An 18,629-nucleotide genomic window follows, 5' to 3' on the forward strand; every position below is an offset into this window, starting at 1 on the left:
TGTGCTCTTTAATTCAATGCTGTAAGTTTCAATAGAGATTAATTTGTAATCTAATTTTGGAAAGTAGATTTTATTAGAAATTTTATTTAGTACAATTCAATATCTTTTAAAAATTTAAAATCTTTTAGATTTAATGTATAAAGCTTAATATTATGTATTATAGCTGTTGATGCAATTAATGCATCTGGTAAATTTAGGTTGTGAGATAAAGAAAATTCTTCGACTAAATTGACTGCATAAGTAGAAATTGTCGACGAAATTGGCAATACAACCAATTTATCAAGATCTGTCCTAATTAATTTCAGTTCATTTTTGTTTCTGGCTCCATACAATAATTCTGCACATGAAACATCAGAAATGGCTACATTACTCTGGCCTATATTTTTAAAAGTATTGATAACATCTAAATTACCTTTGTAAACTTCTATAAAGATATTTGTATCGCAGAGAATCATGATTTCTTCCAGGCTTTAGTCCTGAGTTCATTTGGTGAAATGGAGTAATCACTCCAAATTCCTTCTGACAAAGAAAAATCTGATGGTTGTTTTTTTACATTAGCCTTTGTTGTTCTTAATTCAGCCTTTATATTTCGTGACTTTAAAAAATGTAACAATGCATCAATTTTATCCTGCTCTATATCGTCATTTAAAATTATCTCCATCATAGTTTAATTTTCTTAGTGTAAAGATAAGAAATCTTATCTTTCAAATTATATCTAGTAATTTTTAAAAAAAAATCCCTGACAAAAATAATTATCAGGGATTTTCATCATTAATTGTGAAGTGAATTACGCTTGCAAATCGGCCATTACAGCATTAATTTTATCGCCTAACGCTGCATTTACTTTTGAAAAATCTGCTCTATCTGCCAATGGCGCATTTACACTGCAATAAAATTTAATTTTCGGTTCTGTACCACTCGGGCGGGCAGAAACAATACTTCCATCTTCTGTAATAAATTGCAATACGTCAGAAGCCGGATAATCTAATTTGGTAACTTTTCCGGTTGCTAAATCTGTCTCCTGGCTTAACTCGTAATCTTTCAATATAGCAACTTTAGAACCGCCTAATGATGCTGGCGGATTATTTCTAAATTTCTCCATCATTGCCTTAATTTCTTCAGCTCCGGTTTTGCCTTTTTTGGTTAGAGAAACTAAGTCTTCTTTGTATAAGCCATAATCAACATACATGTCTAAAAGCGCATTATACAAACTCGCACCTTTATCCTTGTAGTAGGCAGTCATTTCAGAAATAAAAGCAGCTGAAACAACCGCATCTTTATCGCGAACTAGTTCGCCAACCAAATAACCATAACTTTCCTCGCCACCAGCTATAAAAGTTTTTTCACCTTGTAGCTGAGTTATAATTTGACCAATCCATTTAAAACCGGTTAAGGTGTTAAAATATTCAACGTTTTTAGCATCACAGATGGCTTTGATTAAACTCGTGGTTACAATTGTAGAAACCACATATTCTTTTCCGGTAAGTTTTCCTTTTTCTTCCCAAGCTGAAACAATGTAGTTAATTAGTAAACTTCCGGTTTGGTTACCATTTAACAATACCCATTCGCCATTATTATCTTTAACGGCAATACCAACACGGTCGGCATCTGGGTCAGTTGCTAAAACCAAATCAGCATCAATTTCTTTAGCCTTATTCATAGCCAGAGTTAAAGCATCTTTTTCTTCTGGATTTGGATAAACAACAGTTGGGAAATTACCATCAGGTTTGCTTTGCTCTTCAACAACAGTAACATTAGTAAAACCAAACTGCTCAAGCGCTTTTGGTACCAAAGTTATGCCTGTTCCATGAATTGGTGAATAAACAATTTTTAAATCGTGCTGTCTTTTAATCGCATCAGGAGAAATTGAAAGTTCAGTAATTCCATCTAAATACAATTTATCAACTGCCTCGCCGATTAATTCAACGTTTGCATCAACTCTGTTAAACTTAACTTCATCAATACTTTGAATTTTGTTTACTTCATCAATCACTAATTTATCATCTGGTGATGTAAACTGACCACCATCGGCTCCATAGGCTTTATAACCATTATATTCTTTTGGATTATGCGATGCCGTTAACATTACTCCACTTTTGCAGCCAAAATGACGGACAGCAAAAGACAACTCAGGGGTTGGTCTTAATGCTTCGAAAAAGTACACATGAATACCGTTTGCCGAGAAAACATCAGCGGTAATTTTTGCGAAATAATCAGAATTGTTTCTGCTATCGTGAGCTATGGCAACACTGATTTTTTCACCTGGATATTTATTATTCAGATAATTTGCTAAACCTTGAGTTGCCGTTCCAATTGTATATTTGTTAATACGGTTAGAACCGGCGCCCATTATACCGCGTAAACCGCCAGTACCAAACTCTAAACTTTTATAAAATGAATCTACAAGTTCTGTAGTTGCTTCTTTATCTACAAGCGCTTGGATTTCAGACTTAGTTTTTTCGTCGTAATTTCCACTTAACCACTGATTAATTGTGGCCTGTGTTGATTGGTCAATTGATTGCATTGAGCTGTATTTTTAATTTAATATCTGGTGTTGAACAAAATTTAATTCATGAAGTTTGGTATTGTTGAAATATTTTCAACCGTTCCAAATTTTATTTTGTTGAGGTTGTTGCTTTTAAGTAGCTTTTGCTTAATTTCACGCCCCGATACAATAATAAAGAAAATCCAGTATTAAAAATGATTGAATTGCATTTTTATATTCTGGTAGGCACAATAGAAATTGTGTTCTTCTTATTACAGCTAAAATAATTATTAACTAGATGAAAATATTAAAATTTGGGGGTACTTCTGTAGGTAGTCCTGAGCGCATGACGAAGTTATTGGATATTATTAATCCAAATGAAGAACAGATTGTAGTATTATCAGCCGTGTCTGGTACAACAAATAGTTTAGTAGAAATTGCAAATTATTTTTTAGCTGGTGATAAGAAGAAGGGTAGCGAGTGTATAGAAAACTTATATCAAAAATATAAAACCTTTGTAGTAGAATTATTGCCGTCTGCAGAATTTCAAGATCAGGGAAACGAAGTGATTGATTATCATTTCGGTTTCTTAGCCGGCCTGGCAAATGATATTTTTACGCCAATTGAAGAAAAAGTTGTATTGGCACAAGGTGAGTTATTATCTACAACTTTATATCACATTTATTTAAAATCTATTGGTGTAGATTCAGTTTTGCTACCTGCGTTAGATTTTATGAAAACTGATGAAGACAGTGAACCAGACATTGCTTTTACAACGAAACATTTAATGCCTTTGTTGGAGGAACATAAAAACAATAAACTCTTCATTACACAAGGATATATTTGTCGTAACAGTTTTGGTGAAGTTGATAATTTACGCCGCGGAGGAAGTGATTATACAGCATCTTTATTGGGTGCTGCAATTCTTGCTGAGGAAGTTCAAATCTGGACGGATATAGACGGTATGCATAATAACGACCCTCGTATTGTTAAAGGAACCAAGCCGATTGCTCAATTATCTTTTGATGAGGCTGCCGAGTTGGCGTATTTTGGAGCAAAAATTTTGCATCCACAATCAGTTTTTCCTGCGCAGAAATACAAAATTCCTGTTCGCTTGCTAAATACTATGGAACCAAGTGCTTCTGGAACTTTAATTACACACGATAGCGAGAAAGGAAAAATTAAATCAATTGCGGCTAAGGATGGCATCACGGCTATTCGCATTCAATCGAGCCGAATGTTATTAGCTTATGGTTTCTTACGTCGTGTTTTCGAAGTTTTTGAGCGTTATAAAACACCAATTGATATGATTACCACTTCAGAAGTTGCTGTTTCATTAACTATTGATGAAACCGGAAATCTTTCAAAAATTATTGAAGAATTAGAAAGCTTCGGAACTGTAGAAGTTGATACAGATCACAGTATCGTATGTGTTGTTGGAGATTTTGGCTCAGAAAAACATGGTTTTGCAAGTAGAGTTTTAGAGGGATTGAAACACATTCCAATCCGTATGATTTCATACGGCGGAAGCAATTACAATGTTTCTTTATTAATTTTAAGTGAATATAAAACGGAAGCTTTAAGAAGTTTGCACAACAGGTTATTCGAATAGGAGATACAAACATCCAATAATTATCAGCAAACCCAAAATCATGTGAAAAGCTAAAAAGTTTGCTGGTAATAATTCATTTTTGTATTTCCTGTAAGAATTAAATAATCCTAAAGAAATAATAAGAGCTATAAATATGGCTGCAACTATCTTCATTTTCTGATAAAAAAGAGGAATAATACGATAAGAAGTAAAACGATGAAAAATCGAATCTTACCGTTGTATTGTTTTTGGTTAATTCTTCCATGCTTTAAGTCGAGATAGTTACCCCAATAAATAAGCCCAAAGAATAAAATTAAAATTATAATAAGGAATTTGAACATGTTCGCCGATAAAGATATATCAAAGTTTAACAATATTGAAACGCCATTCTATTATTACGATACAGAATTACTGCAAAGAACTTTAAGCACTTGTGCTGAAGCTGCAGCTCCATATCAGTTTCACATACATTATGCACTAAAAGCAAACTTCAATTCAGTTTTGCTGGAGCAAATTAAAAACATAGGCTTTGGTGCCGATTGTGTAAGTGCCGGAGAGGTAAGAAGAGCTGTAGAAGTTGGTTTCGATAATAAGAAAATTGTTTTTGCCGGAGTAGGTAAATCCGATAAAGAAATAAATGAAGCACTGGATTTAGATATTTTCTGCTTTAATGTAGAGTCTATTCAGGAGTTAGAAGTTTTAAATGAATTGGCTTCGGCTAAAGGTAAAACTGCGCAAGTTGCTATACGTATAAATCCAAATGTTGATGCACACACGCACCACAACATTACAACAGGTTTAGATGAAAATAAATTCGGCATCAATTCATGGGATTTACCAGAATGTGCCGAAACTTTAAAGGCATCCAAAAGCCTTAAATTTATTGGCATACATTTTCACATTGGTTCTCAAATTACAAATTTAGATGTTTACAAAAATCTTTGCGTTCGTGTTAATGAATTTTGTACATGGTTTGAGGAAAAAGGATTCGTTGTTGAAATTTTAAATGTTGGTGGTGGCTTAGGTATCGATTATTACAATCCAGACAATCAAATACCCGACTTTAAATCTTACTTTAAAATATTTAAAGATTTTTTAGAGATTAAACCAAACCAAGAGGTTCATTTTGAATTAGGAAGAGCCTTGGTTGGACAATCTGCATCATTAATTACCAGAGCTTTATACATTAAAAAAGGCAAGAAGAAAAATTTTGTAGTATTGGATGCAGGCATGACAGAATTGATGCGTCCGGCATTATATCAGGCTTACCATAAAATTGAAAATTTAAGTAAGAAGTCAGAAAACGGAAGTCAGACTACTGAAGTTATTAAATATGATATTGTTGGACCGATTTGCGAAAGTACAGATTGCTTTGGCAAAGAAGTAGAACAACCTGAATCTTTTAGAGGAGATGTTTTTGCAATTCGTAGCGCAGGTGCTTACGGAGAAGTTATGGCATCAAAATACAATTTGAGAGACGCAATAAGAACGGTTTACAGTAACGAGATTTAGAACTTTGTCACATCGAGCTTGCCGAAGTACTTTATTGTTCTTCGACAAGCTCAGAATGACAAATTTTCTATTTTCTTTTAGATGCTACAAAAACAACCACGCCAGCAACTAAAACAATGCCACCAACATAAGGCGGCCAGTTTACTGATTTTTCTTTATCAGCCGATATTTGTATCGGACCAGCATCAACAACTTTTTCCTTTTTAGTGTAAGTAAAGCCTGTCCAAACCAGCATTACAATTCCAACAATTATTAGTACGAGTCCAACGGTTTTATTCATAATTTTAAATTTTGATTTGAATTTAAACAGCCGTAAGCATAATTATGTTTTATTCTTCAAAGAAATCCACTAATCCTCCTATAAAATATTCTTCTATTCCTTCGGTAAAGTCTTTATAATCCTCGTCAGGTATATTGGTTTGTTTAAACTCTAACGAAGTTCCTTTTTTATCCTCATGAAGTTTAATCGTAACAATTGAAGGTTCACCTTCTTCACCAAAATACCATTGCTGAACAATTTTTTTATTGGTTTCAAACGCTAAGTTTTTTCCAACAATATCACCATCCCAATAAGAAAATTCTGTTTCTGGTTTTTCTTCAAACTCCACTTCAGCACCAGTCCAAAGTTTAATGCTAATATCTTTTGTAAGCGCTAAATAAACTTCTTCTGGTGTTGCGGGTATGTATGTGTATTTTTTATAGTCTCTCATCAACTATTAATCTTAAAATCCTTAAATCTATTAAATTCCTGCTCCTTACTTAAATGCATTCAATCCCGTCACATCCATGCCTGTAATAAGCAAATGTATGTCATGCGTGCCTTCGTAGGTAACTACCGATTCAAGGTTCATCATGTGGCGCATTATCGAATATTCGCCGGTAATGCCCATTCCGCCTAACATTTGGCGGGCATTTCTGGCAATATCCAATGCAATTTCTACACTGTTTCTTTTTGCCATTGATATTTGCTCAGCAGTTGCACGGTTTTCGCTTTTTAAAACACCCAAGCGCCAAACCAGGAGCTGACCTTTAGTAATTTCGGTAACCATTTCTGCTAATTTTTTTTGTTGCAATTGAAAACCGCCAATTGGTTTGCCAAATTGAATTCGCTCTTTTGAATAACGAAGTGCAGTATCATAACAATCCATTGCAGCACCTAATGCACCCCAGGCAATACCATAACGAGCTTGGTTTAAGCAGCCTAAAGGTCCTTTTAATCCACTAATTTCTGGAAAAACGTTTTCTTTCGGGATTTGAACATTATCAAAAACCAATTCTCCAGTTGCTGATGCCCTTAAGCTCCATTTATTATGCGTTTCTGGAGTAGAAAAACCTTGCATGCCGCGTTCTACTACCATACCACGTATTTTACCGGCTTCATCTTTGGCCCATACTACGGCGATATCTGCAAATGGCGCATTACTAATCCACATTTTAGCACCATTTAAGATGTAATGTGAGCCTGCATCTTTTATATTAGTCACCATTCCACCTGGATTAGAACCATGATCTGGCTCAGTTAAGCCAAAACAGCCCATCATTTCTCCGCTCGCTAATTTTGGTAAATATTTTTTACGCTGTTCCTCGCTACCGTATGCATAAATTGGATACATAACTAAGGAACCTTGTACTGATGCTGTTGAACGAATTCCTGAATCGCCTCTTTCTATTTCCTGCATTAAAATGCCATAAGCAGTATAATCTAAACCAGCACCACCATATTCTACCGGAATTGTCGGGCCAAATGCTCCAATATCTGCCAATCCTTTAATTAAATGTTTAGGAAATTCTGCTTTTTGCGCATAATCTTCAATAATTGGAGTAACTTCCTTTTTAACCCATTCCCTTGCTGTAGCACGAATTAATTTATGCTCATCTGTTAGCAATTCATCTAACAAATAATAGTCTGGGGCCTCGTATAAGTCTTTTTTCACTGATTTGCTCATTGCTTATTCTAATTTGGTTATGGTTTAAGCGTTCATTTCAAAGGTAACAATTTACGGCAATGGGCATTATATTCGCGAATAAAAATTATTTTTGAGCCATACAAAACTTCAATGAATCACTTTAAACAAACTGTAGCCTTAAAAGATGTAAAATGTTTTGCACTTCATGGTTTTTATCCTGAAGAGCAACTTATTGGCAATCACTTTGTTGTCGATTTGGAAACTGAATTTTTACCGTTGGGCTTTGATGATGAGTTAAATCAAACCGTAAATTACGAAGATTTAAATGCCATCATTCTCGAGGAAATGAAGAAAACTCAAAAACTTTTAGAAACCGTTTTAAACAACATTATTTCAAAAGTAATTAAGCTTTACCCCTTTGTTGAAACTGTTAATGTGAGCATTAAAAAGTTAAATCCACCAATGCCAGGGCAAATCGGGCATTCATTTGTTAAATTATCTTATACCTCAGTCAAATAAAAATGAATTTTACAAAAATTAATTCCGAAATTTTAGAAGAAATTAAGGCCGCTATCGGCACTGAAAAGGTTTTTACGGATGTGGAAAGTTTAGATAATTACAGTCACGATGAAACAGAAGATTTGCGTTACCAGCCAGAGGTTGTTGTAAAACCAACATCTGCAGAAGATATTTCGAAATTACTTAAGATTTGTAACCAACACCATATTCCGGTAACGCCACGCGGTGGTGGTACAGGTTTAAGCGGTGCTGCCTTACCAATTTATGGTGGTGTTTCTTTATCAATGGAAAAATTTAAAGCCATTTTAGATATTGATACCGAAAATTTGCAGGCAACGGTTGAGCCAGGTGTAATTACCGAAGAATTTATAAACGCTGTTGCAGAAAAAGGTTTGCTCTATCCGGTAGATCCGAGTAGTAAAGGTTCTTGTTTTATTGGGGGCAACGTTGCACATGGTTCTGGTGGCCCGAGAGTGGTAAAGTATGGTACAATCCGCGAATATATTTTGAACCTAGAAGTGGTTTTGCCTAATGGCGATATCATTTGGACCGGTGCAAACACGCTAAAATATGCATCAGGCTATAATTTAACGCAGTTAATGATAGGTTCTGAAGGGACATTAGGTGTAGTAACAAAAATCGTGACCAAACTTTTGCCCAAACCATCACAATCTGTGTTGATGATGGGTTCTTTCGCTACAAACGAAGATGCATGTGCTGCGGTTTCCGCAATTTTTAGAGCAGGTGTTACACCATCAGCGCTGGAGTTTATGGAGCGAAAAGGAGTGGAGTGGGTTATTAAATTTGATGATATAAAATTCGATTTAAAAGATAATGTTGCTGCCTTGCTGATGATTGAATTTGATGGTGATGATTTGGACGATATATTTAAAAATTGTGAAAAAACGAATATAGTTTTAGAAGAACATAATTGTACTGATGTTTTGTTTGCCGATACAGCTACGCAAAAAGAAGAGCTTTGGAGAATGCGCCGCACAATGGCCGAATCGGTAAAATCTAACTCTGTTTACAAAGAAGAAGATACCGTTGTGCCTCGTGCAGCTTTGCCAAAATTGGTAAATGGTATCAAAGAAATTGGCGCTAAATATGGTTTTGAAAGTGTTTGTTACGGGCATGCTGGTGATGGAAATTTGCACGTAAACATTATTAAAGCCGGAATGAGCGATGAAGACTGGAAGAACAAACTTAAATTTGGTATTGCCGAAATTTTTGAGCTTACCACCGCTTTGGGCGGAACTTTATCGGGTGAGCATGGAATTGGCCTGGTTCAGAAAGAGTTTATGCCAATTAAATACTCAGAAATTCATTTAAACCTGATGCGTGGTATTAAACAGGTATTCGACCCGAATGGAATTCTAAATCCTGGTAAAATTATGCCTGATAAATTATAGGGAATAAAAAATAATTAAAAGGTTTTGGAAATGAAAATTCAGTGCTTTGTGGCAATTTTAGTCCCGCCATTCGCTTTATCCCGATGAACTATCGGGATGCCCGCTTTTGTCGGGTTTAAAATTAATGGACTATGTAAAACGCCTTGCAACTGCAAATAGTTATAGTTTCCCAGCCGTCTAAACGGGATTGAAGCGATATCCTTTTAAAATTGTAGCAACTTTGTTCATGCCGTTATGATGTATTTTAAAAGATTTAGCGCAAAGCCCGACTAACGATAATAATTGTAGAAATTTCCTTTTCTAAATCTTCAATTTTTTTAAAAAGATAAAATTTATTGCAATTGCTCAAAACCCAACATTCGTTGTTTTTCTGCTTCTGGTATTTCTGTTGGTCTTTTTGATGCATAATCAATGGCTATACAAACCGTTTTTCCTTTGCTGCAAATTACCTCTTCGCCGCCTTTAATTTTTACGATTTGATAATCCAGGTCAAAACTTGTGCTTCCAATTCTTGATGTTTTAACATAAACTGCAATTTTATCCTGCATAACAATCGGTAAAATGTAATCAATCTCTGCATGTGCAATTACGATTCCGGTCTTTTGCCAATCCCATTTTATGGTTTCTTCCCAATATTTCGTTCTTGCAATTTCTAAATATGTGAAGTAGACAGAATTGTTTACATGACCCATCATATCAAAATCAATAAAACGTGTGTGAATGTTGGTTTTATAGTTGAATTCGTCTGAAAAAACTCTAGATTCTGTCAATTTGTCTTTAGATTTTGATAAATTTTGCCATAATGTCTTAAAAATCATAATTTTTTGGTTTGGTATGTAAGTTGAATAATGCTTTTTATCAATTAAAAAATAAAAAATTAGAGATATGACACTTGTAAATTTTAACAACAGAACCCGCAACACAGCTCCTTACTTTAACAATGTTTTCGATTCATTGTTTAGCGATGACGTAACTAAAAACAAAATGGTTGATAAATCGCCAAACGTAAATATTTACGAAAATGAAAACGCTTATGTTATTGAATTAGCAGCTCCGGGATTAAAGAAAGAAGATTTTCAAATTAACTTAAAAAAAGATACACTGTCTGTTTGGGCAGAAGTAAAAAAAGATGAAACTCAAATAGCAAAAGATTTTACTCGTAAAGAGTTTGATTACAGCTCATTTGCAAGGTCTTTTAATTTACCAGAAACTGCTGATGCTGATAAAATTTCAGCTGAATATAAAGACGGCATTCTAAATATCACCATCGGCAAAAAAGACGATACAAAATCTCAACATAAAGAAATCGTAGTATCGTAATAAAGAGTTTCTCGAAAGAGGATTTTCATAATAGTTTAAGTTTAGGTTTTATAAGGTTAGCATTGGATAGTGCTAACCTTATTTTGTTTTTAGGATATTGGTTAATTTGCCTTCGTTAATGGTGTTAGAAAATTAACAAATTCCAATTGAACTAATTTCCAATTGAACTAATAAACCATTTTTGTACTTTTGCGGCATGGTAAGAGAAATACTGGATACTAAACGTAAAGCATTAAAAATAAATTTAGACCCTAGAATTTACGGTACTTTTGCCGAAATAGGAGCTGGACAAGAAGTTTCTAGAAATTTTTTTAATGCAGGTGCAGCTTCTGGAACGGTTGCTAAAACAATGTCGGCCTATGATATGACTTTTAGTGATGCTATTTACGGAGCAGAATCAAACGGCAGGTATGTTTCTCAAAACCGCCTTATCCAAATGCTCGACCATGAATTTGGCTTGCTAAATGAAAGGTTATCTGGTGAGAAGTATGAAAGCAGAACATTTTTCGCCTTCGCCGATACTGTTACCACCTTAAATTACAAACGTACAAATGAGCCTCATGGTTGGATTGGGATTCGATTCCAGGATGAACCAGGAAGTTTACCAAATGAAATATTTTTCCATGTTAGGTTGCTTGATACGGATGTAAACATGCAACAGCGTGTTTTGGGTATTATTGGTGTAAATCTGGTTTACGCGGCTTTTTACCATTGCCATGAACCTAAAACTATGGTCGAATCATTGGCCGATAATTTAACAATAGGTTCAGTTGAAATTGACCTGATTTCTGTTAAAGGACCAGTGTTTCCAGAAGTTGATAACATTCTTTTAAATCTTTATATGATTATGAAAGATTTTTCTGCCGCTGCAATTTTCGATGCAGATGCTCATCCACGCCAGGCAAAAGATTTGTTATACAAAAAAGACATTATGATTTTAAGAACCAAATATGGTCAGAAATCATTACCAAACTTTAATTTGTTTAACAAAGCTACAGATCAGTTTAAAAGAACAAATCAGGTTGAAGAAGGAAATCTGGCCGTTATGATAGAAGTTTTATTAACCAACGTTTTAACCGACGACCAGGAAACGCCAGATGATATTGATTTAGAAACTGTTGCAAAACGTGCCCAGGAAATGTGCGATACCGGAAATATTGTAGTGGTATCAAACTTTACCCGTCACAATCGCCTGGCTAAATATTTGGCAAGGTGTAAGCCAAAAAGTGTAGGTTTAGCTACCAACATTAATAACCTGAAATTCGTGTTTAATTCTACCAACTTTAAAGGCGAAAACTATTCAGGGCAGCTGCTAAGCTATGTTAACGATATGTTTAATACAAATGTGAGATTATTTGCCTATCCGTTTTTAGATAAAAAAACCAATCAGGTTATCACAACTGCTAACATGCCGGTTACTGCAGAGGCCAAGCCTTTATTCGATTTTCTATTAATAAACGGTTACATTACCGATATTGAAGATTACGAAGATGACGAAGTGAAAACGGTTTAATGTTTTACATTTACTAATCGGGTAAATCTTCTCTAAAACATACTTACACTTACACAAACTAACTCATGCTTTTTAGGGTGCTCCCGGTTTGTAATACTTCTAAAATATGATGAGCACCACACTTTAAGGCGAAATTATTTCGCTGATGGCCGACAGGAAAGTCAAAGGCGATAGGGTAGTTGTATTCCCTAACTTTTTCCAGCACAATTTCGTAAATGGTTTTGCCGAACTCTTCGCCAATATCATCAGGTTTAACTTTAAAGCCACCAATAATTAACCCCTTTAAATTTTTTAACTTACCGCTACGCTTTAAATTCCACAACATTCTGTCGATACTGTAAAGATATTCTCCTGTATCTTCTATAAAAAGAATTTTGCCTTTAGTATCTAAATCTGAATCGCTTCCTGCCAGGGTTTCTATAATGCTTAAATTTCCGCCAACTAAAATACCTTCAGCTTTTCCTAATTTGTTGTTAAGGTTTGCTAAAGCACTGTAATTTAATTGTTGTCCAACAAAGGCATTTTTGATTGATAAAATGGTTTCTACTTGAATAGGTTCAGCTTTTGACCAATCATCTGGAAAGCTATTACACATTTTTGAATGAATGGAAGCGATTCCATAATTTTTAGCTAAGTGACAATGAAGAACTGTAATGTCGCTAAAACCAATAATCCACTTGGGATTTTTTCTAAATGCTGCAAAGTCAAGCTTGTCGATAATTCTCACAAAACCATAGCCACCCCTTGCACACAGGATAGCATTAACTTTAGGATCATCCAACATTTGTTGAAAATCTTTAAGTCTTTCATCATCTGTTCCGCCATAAGTAAAATCACGCTTACCAATGGTATCTCCAATTTTAATGTTAAAACCCCAATTTTGTATTTGTAAAACAGATGGTTGAATTTGCTCTAAGGTGATGTAGCCAGCCGGACTTGTTATTCCGATTATATCGCCAGGCTTTAAATATGGAGGTATTCTAAATGATGAACCTTCATTTTCTGTTGATTTTGCCAAACTTTTTAATGCAGGAAGCAATGTTGTGCTTGCAATAATTGAAGAAAGGAAGTGTTTTCTGTTCATTTAAAAAAGATTGGTTTGTTTTTAGCGAATATATGATTTAAAAATAGCGCATAAAAGAAAAGGGATTTATATCCATAAATCCCTTTTTAAACCAAACAAATTAATCTGTAAAAGATTAGTATAATGTGAATTGTAAAGATAACCAAGAATGAATAAAAATGTTTTGAGATTTTTAAATAAATGTACATAAGCTTAAATATATTTAGCTATTTTGATGGTTTGGAATAATATTCAAAAATTAAAGGCTACCCATCGCGGGTAGCCTTTGCTAACAACAAAACAAATATAAGATAACCAAATCTTACCCGATTGAACAGAATCAGGTTATTGCATTTATAAAAAACTTAATTGCCATTAATGGAATCGAACCATTTGGCAAATTTTGTTAAATTCCGAACTTACTATTAGTCAACCGGCCAAGTTTATAAATCACTAACTGCAAGCAAATATATTAAATTGTATATAAATTCTATAGATATAGTAGATAATATTGTATTTATTTTTTAAGTGGCTTTATTTCAGTTATTTAATTGCTGCGGATGCTCTGTTATTTGTATTTAAGCACAGTATTTTGTTCAATAAACCTGATAGAAATGGTTTCGATTCTTCATCGAAAATAATGGATAGCAGGGCTGAAGTATCTAAGAATAAGCGGCGCTCGTTTCCAAACCTTTTAATCAAGTTCTTAAAAGCTAATTATTTTAAGGATATTTGCAATTCAATACAAAAACGATAAGCGTGTCATTAGATAAATTAAAACTTAGTAAACCATTAGTTGCAGCCATGACGGATGCAGGATTTTTAACACCAAAAGAAATCCAGTTAAAAACCATGTCGCGGATTTTGGGTGGACAAGATGTTATAGCAGTAGGACCAGAAGGCGCCGGAAAAACAACTACTTATGTTTTAGCAACTTTAATGAAATTGAAATATGCTTTTGAAGAAGCACCAAGAGCATTAATTTTGGTGCCTGATGCAGAGCATGTAGACCACGTTTTGGAGCAATTTAAATTATTAAATAGAAATAATACATTCAGAATTTTAGGTATAGATAGCCGTGGTGTTGTAGAAACGCAGATGAATGAGATTACCGATGGTTGCGATATTATTGTTGCTGTGCCTGATAGAGCTCGGGCTTTGTACTTAAAACTTGCCTTAAACACCAATAAAATTCAGCTTCTTATAGTGGATAATGCTGAGCTTATTGTTAAAAAAGGTTTACAATTGCCAGTTGTAGAACTTGCAAATAGCGCATATAAATCTCAACATGTTGTATTTACAGAAGTTTTACATGAGAAATTAAACCACATGATTTCTCCATTTATGAAAGATTCTACCACAACCATTGAGGTAGATGAAATAGGAGAGAAACAGGCAGAAGTTTATCCGCAGATGCTTTACCAGGTTCCAAATTTTAGAACTAAACTAAATCTTTTAACTTTATTGTTAAACGATGCTGATTTTTTTGATAAAGTTATTGTTTTCGTAAATACTAGGCTAACTGCCCAAACGGTTTATAAAAATTTTAACAATCCGAAACAGGGAGAAATTAGCATTTATCGCTCATTGTTTTTTGATGATGAAGGATTTGATGATATTGATGATTTTAAAGCCAATCCGGATGCCCGAGTTTTGATTGTGGCGAATGAAAACTTAGGCGATTTAGACATACAGGGAATACCTTTCATTTTACATTTTGAATTACCTGAGCAAAAAGAAACGTTAATAAAGCGTATTGTGAAGCAAGGCGATGATGAAATGGTAGCCATAACTTTTTCTACTGATATTGAGTTAATTGAGGTTAAGAAGATTGAACAAGCTATTGGTGAACGAATGGAAGTTATTGAATTACCTGAAGATTTGAAAATTGTGGATGCATCTACCGCAAAGCCGAAGAAAAAGAAAAAGGATGAAGAGGAAGATAATCTGGAAAGAGGCGCTGCTTTCCACGATAAGAAAGCGAGTAACGTTAAAAATTACAATTACAGCGCAGGTAAAAAAGCTAAAATGACCTATAAAAACAAAAAAGGTTTATCTTAATACGCATTGTTAATATTCACAGTATTTAACCGTTTTAAATTTAAATATCTAATTATTGAAAATTATGACTGAAAATAGTTACGCTACCAAAGGACAGATTCAGCATTTTGTGATGTTTTGGTTAAAGCCACAATTAACAAAAGCGGAAATATTAGATTTTACAAATTTTTTCGAGAGTTTAAAACCTATAAAATATATTAAGACATTAAATTACGGTTTGGCCGCAAATACACCAATAAGACCTGTTACGGATAACTCTTTTACTTATTCCTTAACCATAACATTTGATAACATCGAAGATCATAACGCTTATCAGGAAGATAAAACCCATTTAGATGCTGTAGAAAAGTTTTCTAAAAACTGGTATAGGGTGGTGGTGCATGATACAATTGTATCTGCAAATTACGGATAAGCTAAAATTTAAATGCTTTAGCCATTACTTCTCATTAACCACTAATTCTGATTCGACAAGGGTATTGTAAAATGCCTGGTTTTCAGTATTTGGATTGTTAATCAAATCGAGTAAGATATTTGCTGCCTTTTGCCCTTGCAGGTAGGGGTATTGTTCTACAGAAGCAATTGGCGAATAATCTAAATAATCCATTAAGGGTAAGTTGGCATAACTCACAATATCGATTTTATCAGCCAGGTTTTGCTTTTTCAGGTATTTTATAACAAATAGCGCCACATAATCGTTAAAGGCAACAATTGCAGATGGTTTTCTTTTGTGATTAATAAGTTGATTTGTAGCTTCTATTGTACCTTCTTCTGTAAGGTCGCAATTGGTAACTAAGGTTGGATCGAATTTAAGTCGGTTAAAATTAATGGCCTGCATATAACCATCTTTACGTTCGCCACTAGCAAACAAAGTAGACGGACCATTAATCATTCCAATAGTTCTGTGCCCTTTTTTTAGTAAGTAATTTACAGCCTTAATTGTTGCATTTTCTAAAGTACAGGCAACATAATGTACATTTTTTACCGGAGGAATTCGATCGAAAAATACCACAGGAATATTAAAGCTTTTTAGCTTTTCGAAATGCTCAAATGTTGAGGTATCTTTTGTAATGGAAACCAGCAAACCATCAACCCGTTGATTTTTCATTTTATCAACCAACTTTACTTCTTTCTCAAAATCATCATGAGATTGAGCGAAAATAACCGTGTAATTTCTTTTTAAGGCTTCATCTTCAATGGCCGAAATTGCAGTAGAAAAAAAATGCTCAGCCAGTTCTGGTAAAATCACGCCTATTGTGTAGGTTTTGCCCTTTTGAAAAAGAATTGCCGCATTATTTGGTTCGTAATTTAATGATTTTGCAAGTTCTTTAATTTTTTCTCTGGTAACGGCTCCAATACTGGGGTGATCATGCAGGCCCCTAGACACACTTGAGGGCGAAATATTTAAAATTTTTGCGATTTCCTTTATGGTAGTTGGTTTCGATTGCATCTAGTTTATAAGCTATATGAAATATCTTTACGATGTAATATTACAAAATAAATACTCGTAATAGCGGTTTTGTATTGCAATTCTTTACACAATATTAAAATTAATTTAATGTCAGAATAACGCTTATTTGACGTAAAATGAACCTTTTTGTTGAGAAATTTATATTTAAATCTATTTAATATAAATCTCTCACCGGTTCCAGGATTTATCATCAAGTTTTTTTGCACCTAAAATAATATACTTTTGCCTTTTATTTATTTTTATGATAATCGCTTCGGTATTTGTTTTTATAATAATCTTTTTAGTTGTAATTAACCTCCCTGTATTCGGCCGTTTGCCAAAAGGCGAAAGACTTGAAAAAATTCATCACTTATCAAATTATAAAGATGGAGCTATACAAAATCTATCAGTAACCTTAATGCAACCCGAAGGAGTTAGTTTTTTTGAAGTTTTACGTAAGTTTTTATTTTCAAAACAACCAAATAAAATTCCTTCGCATGCCCTGCCTTTTTTACATCCAGCCATTAAAGAGGCTCAGAAAAGTTCGCTACCAGAAATTATTTGGTTCGGGCATTCATCTTATCTGATAAAAGTTGATGGTCTTCGTATTTTAGTCGATCCAATTTTTAGTTCAACGCCATCGCCATTTTCTTTTATTGGAAGCAAAGCTTTTAAAGGAACAGATTTTATAAAGGCTGATGATTTTAAGGATATTGATGTTTTATTAATCACTCACGATCATTACGACCATTTGGATTATCAAAGCATTTTGAAAATAGCACCAAATGCTAAGATTATTATAACTTCCTTGGGTGTGGGCGCTCATTTAGAAAGATGGGGTGTTTCCACCAATAAAATCAAAGAGTTGGTTTGGAATCAATCTGTTAACATATTTGATAGTTTGACATTTACTGCGGTTCCGGCAAGGCACTTTACGGGTAGAAAGTTTAAGCGAAACCAAACATTATGGTCTGCATTTGTATTAAAATCTAGCGCTGCGAAAATGTTTTTAGGAGGAGATTCTGGCTACGATACACATTTCAAAACTATTGGTGATGAATTTGGTCCATTTGATATAGCGCTGCTGGAATGTGGTCAATACAACGAACTTTGGCCATACATACACATGTATCCAGAGCAAACCGTGCAGGCGGCTATAGATTTGAACGCAAAGGTTTTAATGCCGGTACATTGGGGCAAATTTAGTTTAGCTATGCATCCGTGGAATGAGCCGGTAGAAAGAGTTACAATTGCGGCAACAGAAAAGCAATTTCCATTAATAACGCCAAAGTTGGGTGAAACGATAACTGTTGGCATCTCCCATACAAATGATAAATGGTGGTAATATATAAAATTTAAACAATAGCGGTTTGATGTTGTTTATTTCAAAAATAGCAGATTATGAAAACCGACCTTGTAGAAATTTTTCAGACCATTAGAGCAAGTTTACAACCTTTCGCAGCCTTGGGTTATACCGTTCACGAAAATTCGGAAACGGGATATGACTTATACAGCGAAAAAAATATTGAAGTTGACGGCGAAAAAATTACAGAACGCTTTTTTGCAGGGGTTTATATAAATGGATCTGAAGTAGAGGTGAAGGTAAATACACAAGAGTTTGAACCTTCAAATCCGAATATAATTAAATTTGATTCTGAGAAAGTAGGTTTAAAAGTTAATAGTTTGGATAATGAAAAGCTTAAAGAAATAGATACTTTGGTCGAAATTATAAACGTCCACTTTAAAGAAAAGGAGTGGGTTTAATACCTATTTCAATTCCAAAAGGTAAATTTGTAAGC

19 protein-coding genes are annotated in these 18,629 nt (G+C 34.2%); 10 read left to right on the plus strand and 9 right to left on the minus strand.

Going from position 1 to position 18,629, the window contains the following annotated elements; all coding sequences use genetic code 11:
• Positions 1-86: 86 nt before the first annotated feature.
• The 3 genes from LUA86_RS04680 to LUA86_RS04690 all read right to left on the minus strand — a co-directional run bounded on the left by LUA86_RS04680 (position 87) and on the right by LUA86_RS04690 (position 2,524).
• Positions 87-455, minus strand: coding sequence for a type II toxin-antitoxin system VapC family toxin (locus LUA86_RS04680; protein WP_231459434.1), 369 nt, complete (start codon positions 453-455; stop codon positions 87-89).
• Complete coding sequence (locus LUA86_RS04685) at positions 452-664, minus strand: hypothetical protein (protein ID WP_231459435.1); 213 nt, start codon at positions 662-664, stop codon at positions 452-454. Before LUA86_RS04685 ends, LUA86_RS04680 begins: the two co-directional genes overlap by 4 nt.
• Before the next feature lie 123 nt (positions 665-787).
• Positions 788-2,524 (minus strand): phospho-sugar mutase, encoded by a 1,737-nt coding sequence (locus LUA86_RS04690; protein ID WP_231459436.1) that lies wholly within the window; start codon positions 2,522-2,524, stop codon positions 788-790.
• A 259-nt stretch (positions 2,525-2,783) separates the two neighbouring features.
• Here LUA86_RS04690 and LUA86_RS04695 point away from each other — a divergent pair, with 259 nt between their 5' ends.
• Both LUA86_RS04695 and lysA read left to right on the plus strand, forming a co-directional pair.
• The gene (locus tag LUA86_RS04695; protein WP_231459437.1) at positions 2,784-4,097 is read left to right on the plus strand and encodes an aspartate kinase; all 1,314 of its coding nucleotides are present in this window, start codon (positions 2,784-2,786) and stop codon (positions 4,095-4,097) included.
• 318 nt (positions 4,098-4,415) lie between these two features.
• Positions 4,416-5,588, plus strand: coding sequence for a diaminopimelate decarboxylase (gene lysA, locus LUA86_RS04700; RefSeq protein WP_231459438.1), 1,173 nt, complete (start codon positions 4,416-4,418; stop codon positions 5,586-5,588).
• A 67-nt stretch (positions 5,589-5,655) separates the two neighbouring features.
• Here lysA and LUA86_RS04705 read toward each other — a convergent pair whose 3' ends face one another.
• Genes LUA86_RS04705 through LUA86_RS04715 form a run of 3 tightly spaced genes read right to left on the minus strand, consistent with a single transcriptional unit; the run spans position 5,656 to position 7,534 of the window.
• Complete coding sequence (locus LUA86_RS04705) at positions 5,656-5,868, minus strand: hypothetical protein (RefSeq protein ID WP_231459439.1); 213 nt, start codon at positions 5,866-5,868, stop codon at positions 5,656-5,658.
• Between the two features lie 49 nt (positions 5,869-5,917).
• Entirely contained in the window at positions 5,918-6,298 is a 381-nt protein-coding gene (locus tag LUA86_RS04710) for an SRPBCC domain-containing protein (RefSeq protein WP_231459440.1), read from the minus strand.
• A gap of 45 nt (positions 6,299-6,343) precedes the next feature.
• On the minus strand, positions 6,344-7,534 hold the full coding sequence (locus LUA86_RS04715) for an acyl-CoA dehydrogenase family protein (RefSeq protein WP_231459441.1): 1,191 nt from the start codon (positions 7,532-7,534) through the stop codon (positions 6,344-6,346).
• 111 nt (positions 7,535-7,645) lie between these two features.
• Here LUA86_RS04715 and folB point away from each other — a divergent pair, with 111 nt between their 5' ends.
• On the plus strand, positions 7,646-8,014 hold the full coding sequence (gene folB, locus LUA86_RS04720) for a dihydroneopterin aldolase (protein WP_231459442.1): 369 nt from the start codon (positions 7,646-7,648) through the stop codon (positions 8,012-8,014).
• 2 nt (positions 8,015-8,016) lie between these two features.
• On the plus strand, positions 8,017-9,426 hold the full coding sequence (locus tag LUA86_RS04725) for an FAD-binding oxidoreductase (protein ID WP_231459443.1): 1,410 nt from the start codon (positions 8,017-8,019) through the stop codon (positions 9,424-9,426).
• Between the two features lie 332 nt (positions 9,427-9,758).
• Here the strand turns inward: LUA86_RS04725 and LUA86_RS04730 are convergent, their stop codons facing one another.
• On the minus strand, positions 9,759-10,244 hold the full coding sequence (locus LUA86_RS04730) for a thioesterase family protein (RefSeq protein ID WP_231459444.1): 486 nt from the start codon (positions 10,242-10,244) through the stop codon (positions 9,759-9,761).
• A 67-nt stretch (positions 10,245-10,311) separates the two neighbouring features.
• Here LUA86_RS04730 and LUA86_RS04735 point away from each other — a divergent pair, with 67 nt between their 5' ends.
• The gene (locus LUA86_RS04735; RefSeq protein ID WP_231459445.1) at positions 10,312-10,746 is read left to right on the plus strand and encodes an Hsp20/alpha crystallin family protein; all 435 of its coding nucleotides are present in this window, start codon (positions 10,312-10,314) and stop codon (positions 10,744-10,746) included.
• A 196-nt stretch (positions 10,747-10,942) separates the two neighbouring features.
• A complete protein-coding gene (locus LUA86_RS04740) occupies positions 10,943-12,259 on the plus strand; it encodes a nicotinamide mononucleotide adenylyltransferase (protein ID WP_231459446.1) in 1,317 nt (438 codons plus the stop codon).
• 58 nt (positions 12,260-12,317) lie between these two features.
• Here the strand turns inward: LUA86_RS04740 and LUA86_RS04745 are convergent, their stop codons facing one another.
• Positions 12,318-13,343, minus strand: a complete 1,026-nt coding sequence (locus LUA86_RS04745) for an LD-carboxypeptidase (RefSeq protein WP_231459447.1) — start codon at positions 13,341-13,343, stop codon at positions 12,318-12,320.
• 738 nt (positions 13,344-14,081) lie between these two features.
• Here LUA86_RS04745 and LUA86_RS04750 point away from each other — a divergent pair.
• Together LUA86_RS04750 and LUA86_RS04755 are read left to right on the plus strand one after the other, a co-directional pair.
• Positions 14,082-15,383 (plus strand): DEAD/DEAH box helicase, encoded by a 1,302-nt coding sequence (locus LUA86_RS04750; protein ID WP_231459448.1) that lies wholly within the window; start codon positions 14,082-14,084, stop codon positions 15,381-15,383.
• A 64-nt stretch (positions 15,384-15,447) separates the two neighbouring features.
• Positions 15,448-15,795 (plus strand): Dabb family protein, encoded by a 348-nt coding sequence (locus LUA86_RS04755; protein ID WP_231459449.1) that lies wholly within the window; start codon positions 15,448-15,450, stop codon positions 15,793-15,795.
• 24 nt (positions 15,796-15,819) lie between these two features.
• Here the strand turns inward: LUA86_RS04755 and LUA86_RS04760 are convergent, their stop codons facing one another.
• Complete coding sequence (locus LUA86_RS04760; RefSeq protein ID WP_231459450.1) at positions 15,820-16,830, minus strand: LacI family DNA-binding transcriptional regulator; 1,011 nt, start codon at positions 16,828-16,830, stop codon at positions 15,820-15,822.
• Positions 16,831-17,092: 262 nt separating this feature from the next.
• Here LUA86_RS04760 and LUA86_RS04765 point away from each other — a divergent pair, with 262 nt between their 5' ends.
• Both LUA86_RS04765 and LUA86_RS04770 read left to right on the plus strand, forming a co-directional pair.
• Positions 17,093-18,175, plus strand: coding sequence for an MBL fold metallo-hydrolase (locus LUA86_RS04765; RefSeq protein WP_231459451.1), 1,083 nt, complete (start codon positions 17,093-17,095; stop codon positions 18,173-18,175).
• 56 nt (positions 18,176-18,231) lie between these two features.
• Positions 18,232-18,594: a hypothetical protein gene (locus tag LUA86_RS04770; RefSeq protein WP_231459452.1), complete on the plus strand. Its 363-nt coding sequence runs from the start codon at positions 18,232-18,234 to the stop codon at positions 18,592-18,594.
• The last annotated feature ends 35 nt before the right edge of the window (positions 18,595-18,629 follow it).

This window comes from Pedobacter sp. Leaf132 (assembly GCF_920984695.1).
GTDB lineage: Bacteria > Bacteroidota > Bacteroidia > Sphingobacteriales > Sphingobacteriaceae > Pedobacter.

Bases quoted from the DNA above. Each gene is read 5' to 3' on its own strand.
- LUA86_RS04680 (WP_231459434.1), bottom strand. From the start codon at position 455: ATGATTCTCTGCGATACAAATATCTTTATAGAAGTTTACAAAGGTAAT.
- LUA86_RS04685 (WP_231459435.1), bottom strand. From the start codon at position 664: ATGATGGAGATAATTTTAAATGACGATATAGAGCAGGATAAAATTGAT.
- LUA86_RS04690 (WP_231459436.1), bottom strand. From the start codon at position 2,524: ATGCAATCAATTGACCAATCAACACAGGCCACAATTAATCAGTGGTTA.
- LUA86_RS04695 (WP_231459437.1), top strand. From the start codon at position 2,784: ATGAAAATATTAAAATTTGGGGGTACTTCTGTAGGTAGTCCTGAGCGC.
- lysA (WP_231459438.1), top strand. From the start codon at position 4,416: ATGTTCGCCGATAAAGATATATCAAAGTTTAACAATATTGAAACGCCA.
- LUA86_RS04705 (WP_231459439.1), bottom strand. From the start codon at position 5,868: ATGAATAAAACCGTTGGACTCGTACTAATAATTGTTGGAATTGTAATG.
- LUA86_RS04710 (WP_231459440.1), bottom strand. From the start codon at position 6,298: ATGAGAGACTATAAAAAATACACATACATACCCGCAACACCAGAAGAA.
- LUA86_RS04715 (WP_231459441.1), bottom strand. From the start codon at position 7,534: ATGAGCAAATCAGTGAAAAAAGACTTATACGAGGCCCCAGACTATTAT.
- folB (WP_231459442.1), top strand. From the start codon at position 7,646: ATGAATCACTTTAAACAAACTGTAGCCTTAAAAGATGTAAAATGTTTT.
- LUA86_RS04725 (WP_231459443.1), top strand. From the start codon at position 8,017: ATGAATTTTACAAAAATTAATTCCGAAATTTTAGAAGAAATTAAGGCC.
- LUA86_RS04730 (WP_231459444.1), bottom strand. From the start codon at position 10,244: ATGATTTTTAAGACATTATGGCAAAATTTATCAAAATCTAAAGACAAA.
- LUA86_RS04735 (WP_231459445.1), top strand. From the start codon at position 10,312: ATGACACTTGTAAATTTTAACAACAGAACCCGCAACACAGCTCCTTAC.
- LUA86_RS04740 (WP_231459446.1), top strand. From the start codon at position 10,943: ATGGTAAGAGAAATACTGGATACTAAACGTAAAGCATTAAAAATAAAT.
- LUA86_RS04745 (WP_231459447.1), bottom strand. From the start codon at position 13,343: ATGAACAGAAAACACTTCCTTTCTTCAATTATTGCAAGCACAACATTG.
- LUA86_RS04755 (WP_231459449.1), top strand. From the start codon at position 15,448: ATGACTGAAAATAGTTACGCTACCAAAGGACAGATTCAGCATTTTGTG.
- LUA86_RS04760 (WP_231459450.1), bottom strand. From the start codon at position 16,830: ATGCAATCGAAACCAACTACCATAAAGGAAATCGCAAAAATTTTAAAT.
- LUA86_RS04765 (WP_231459451.1), top strand. From the start codon at position 17,093: ATGATAATCGCTTCGGTATTTGTTTTTATAATAATCTTTTTAGTTGTA.
- LUA86_RS04770 (WP_231459452.1), top strand. From the start codon at position 18,232: ATGAAAACCGACCTTGTAGAAATTTTTCAGACCATTAGAGCAAGTTTA.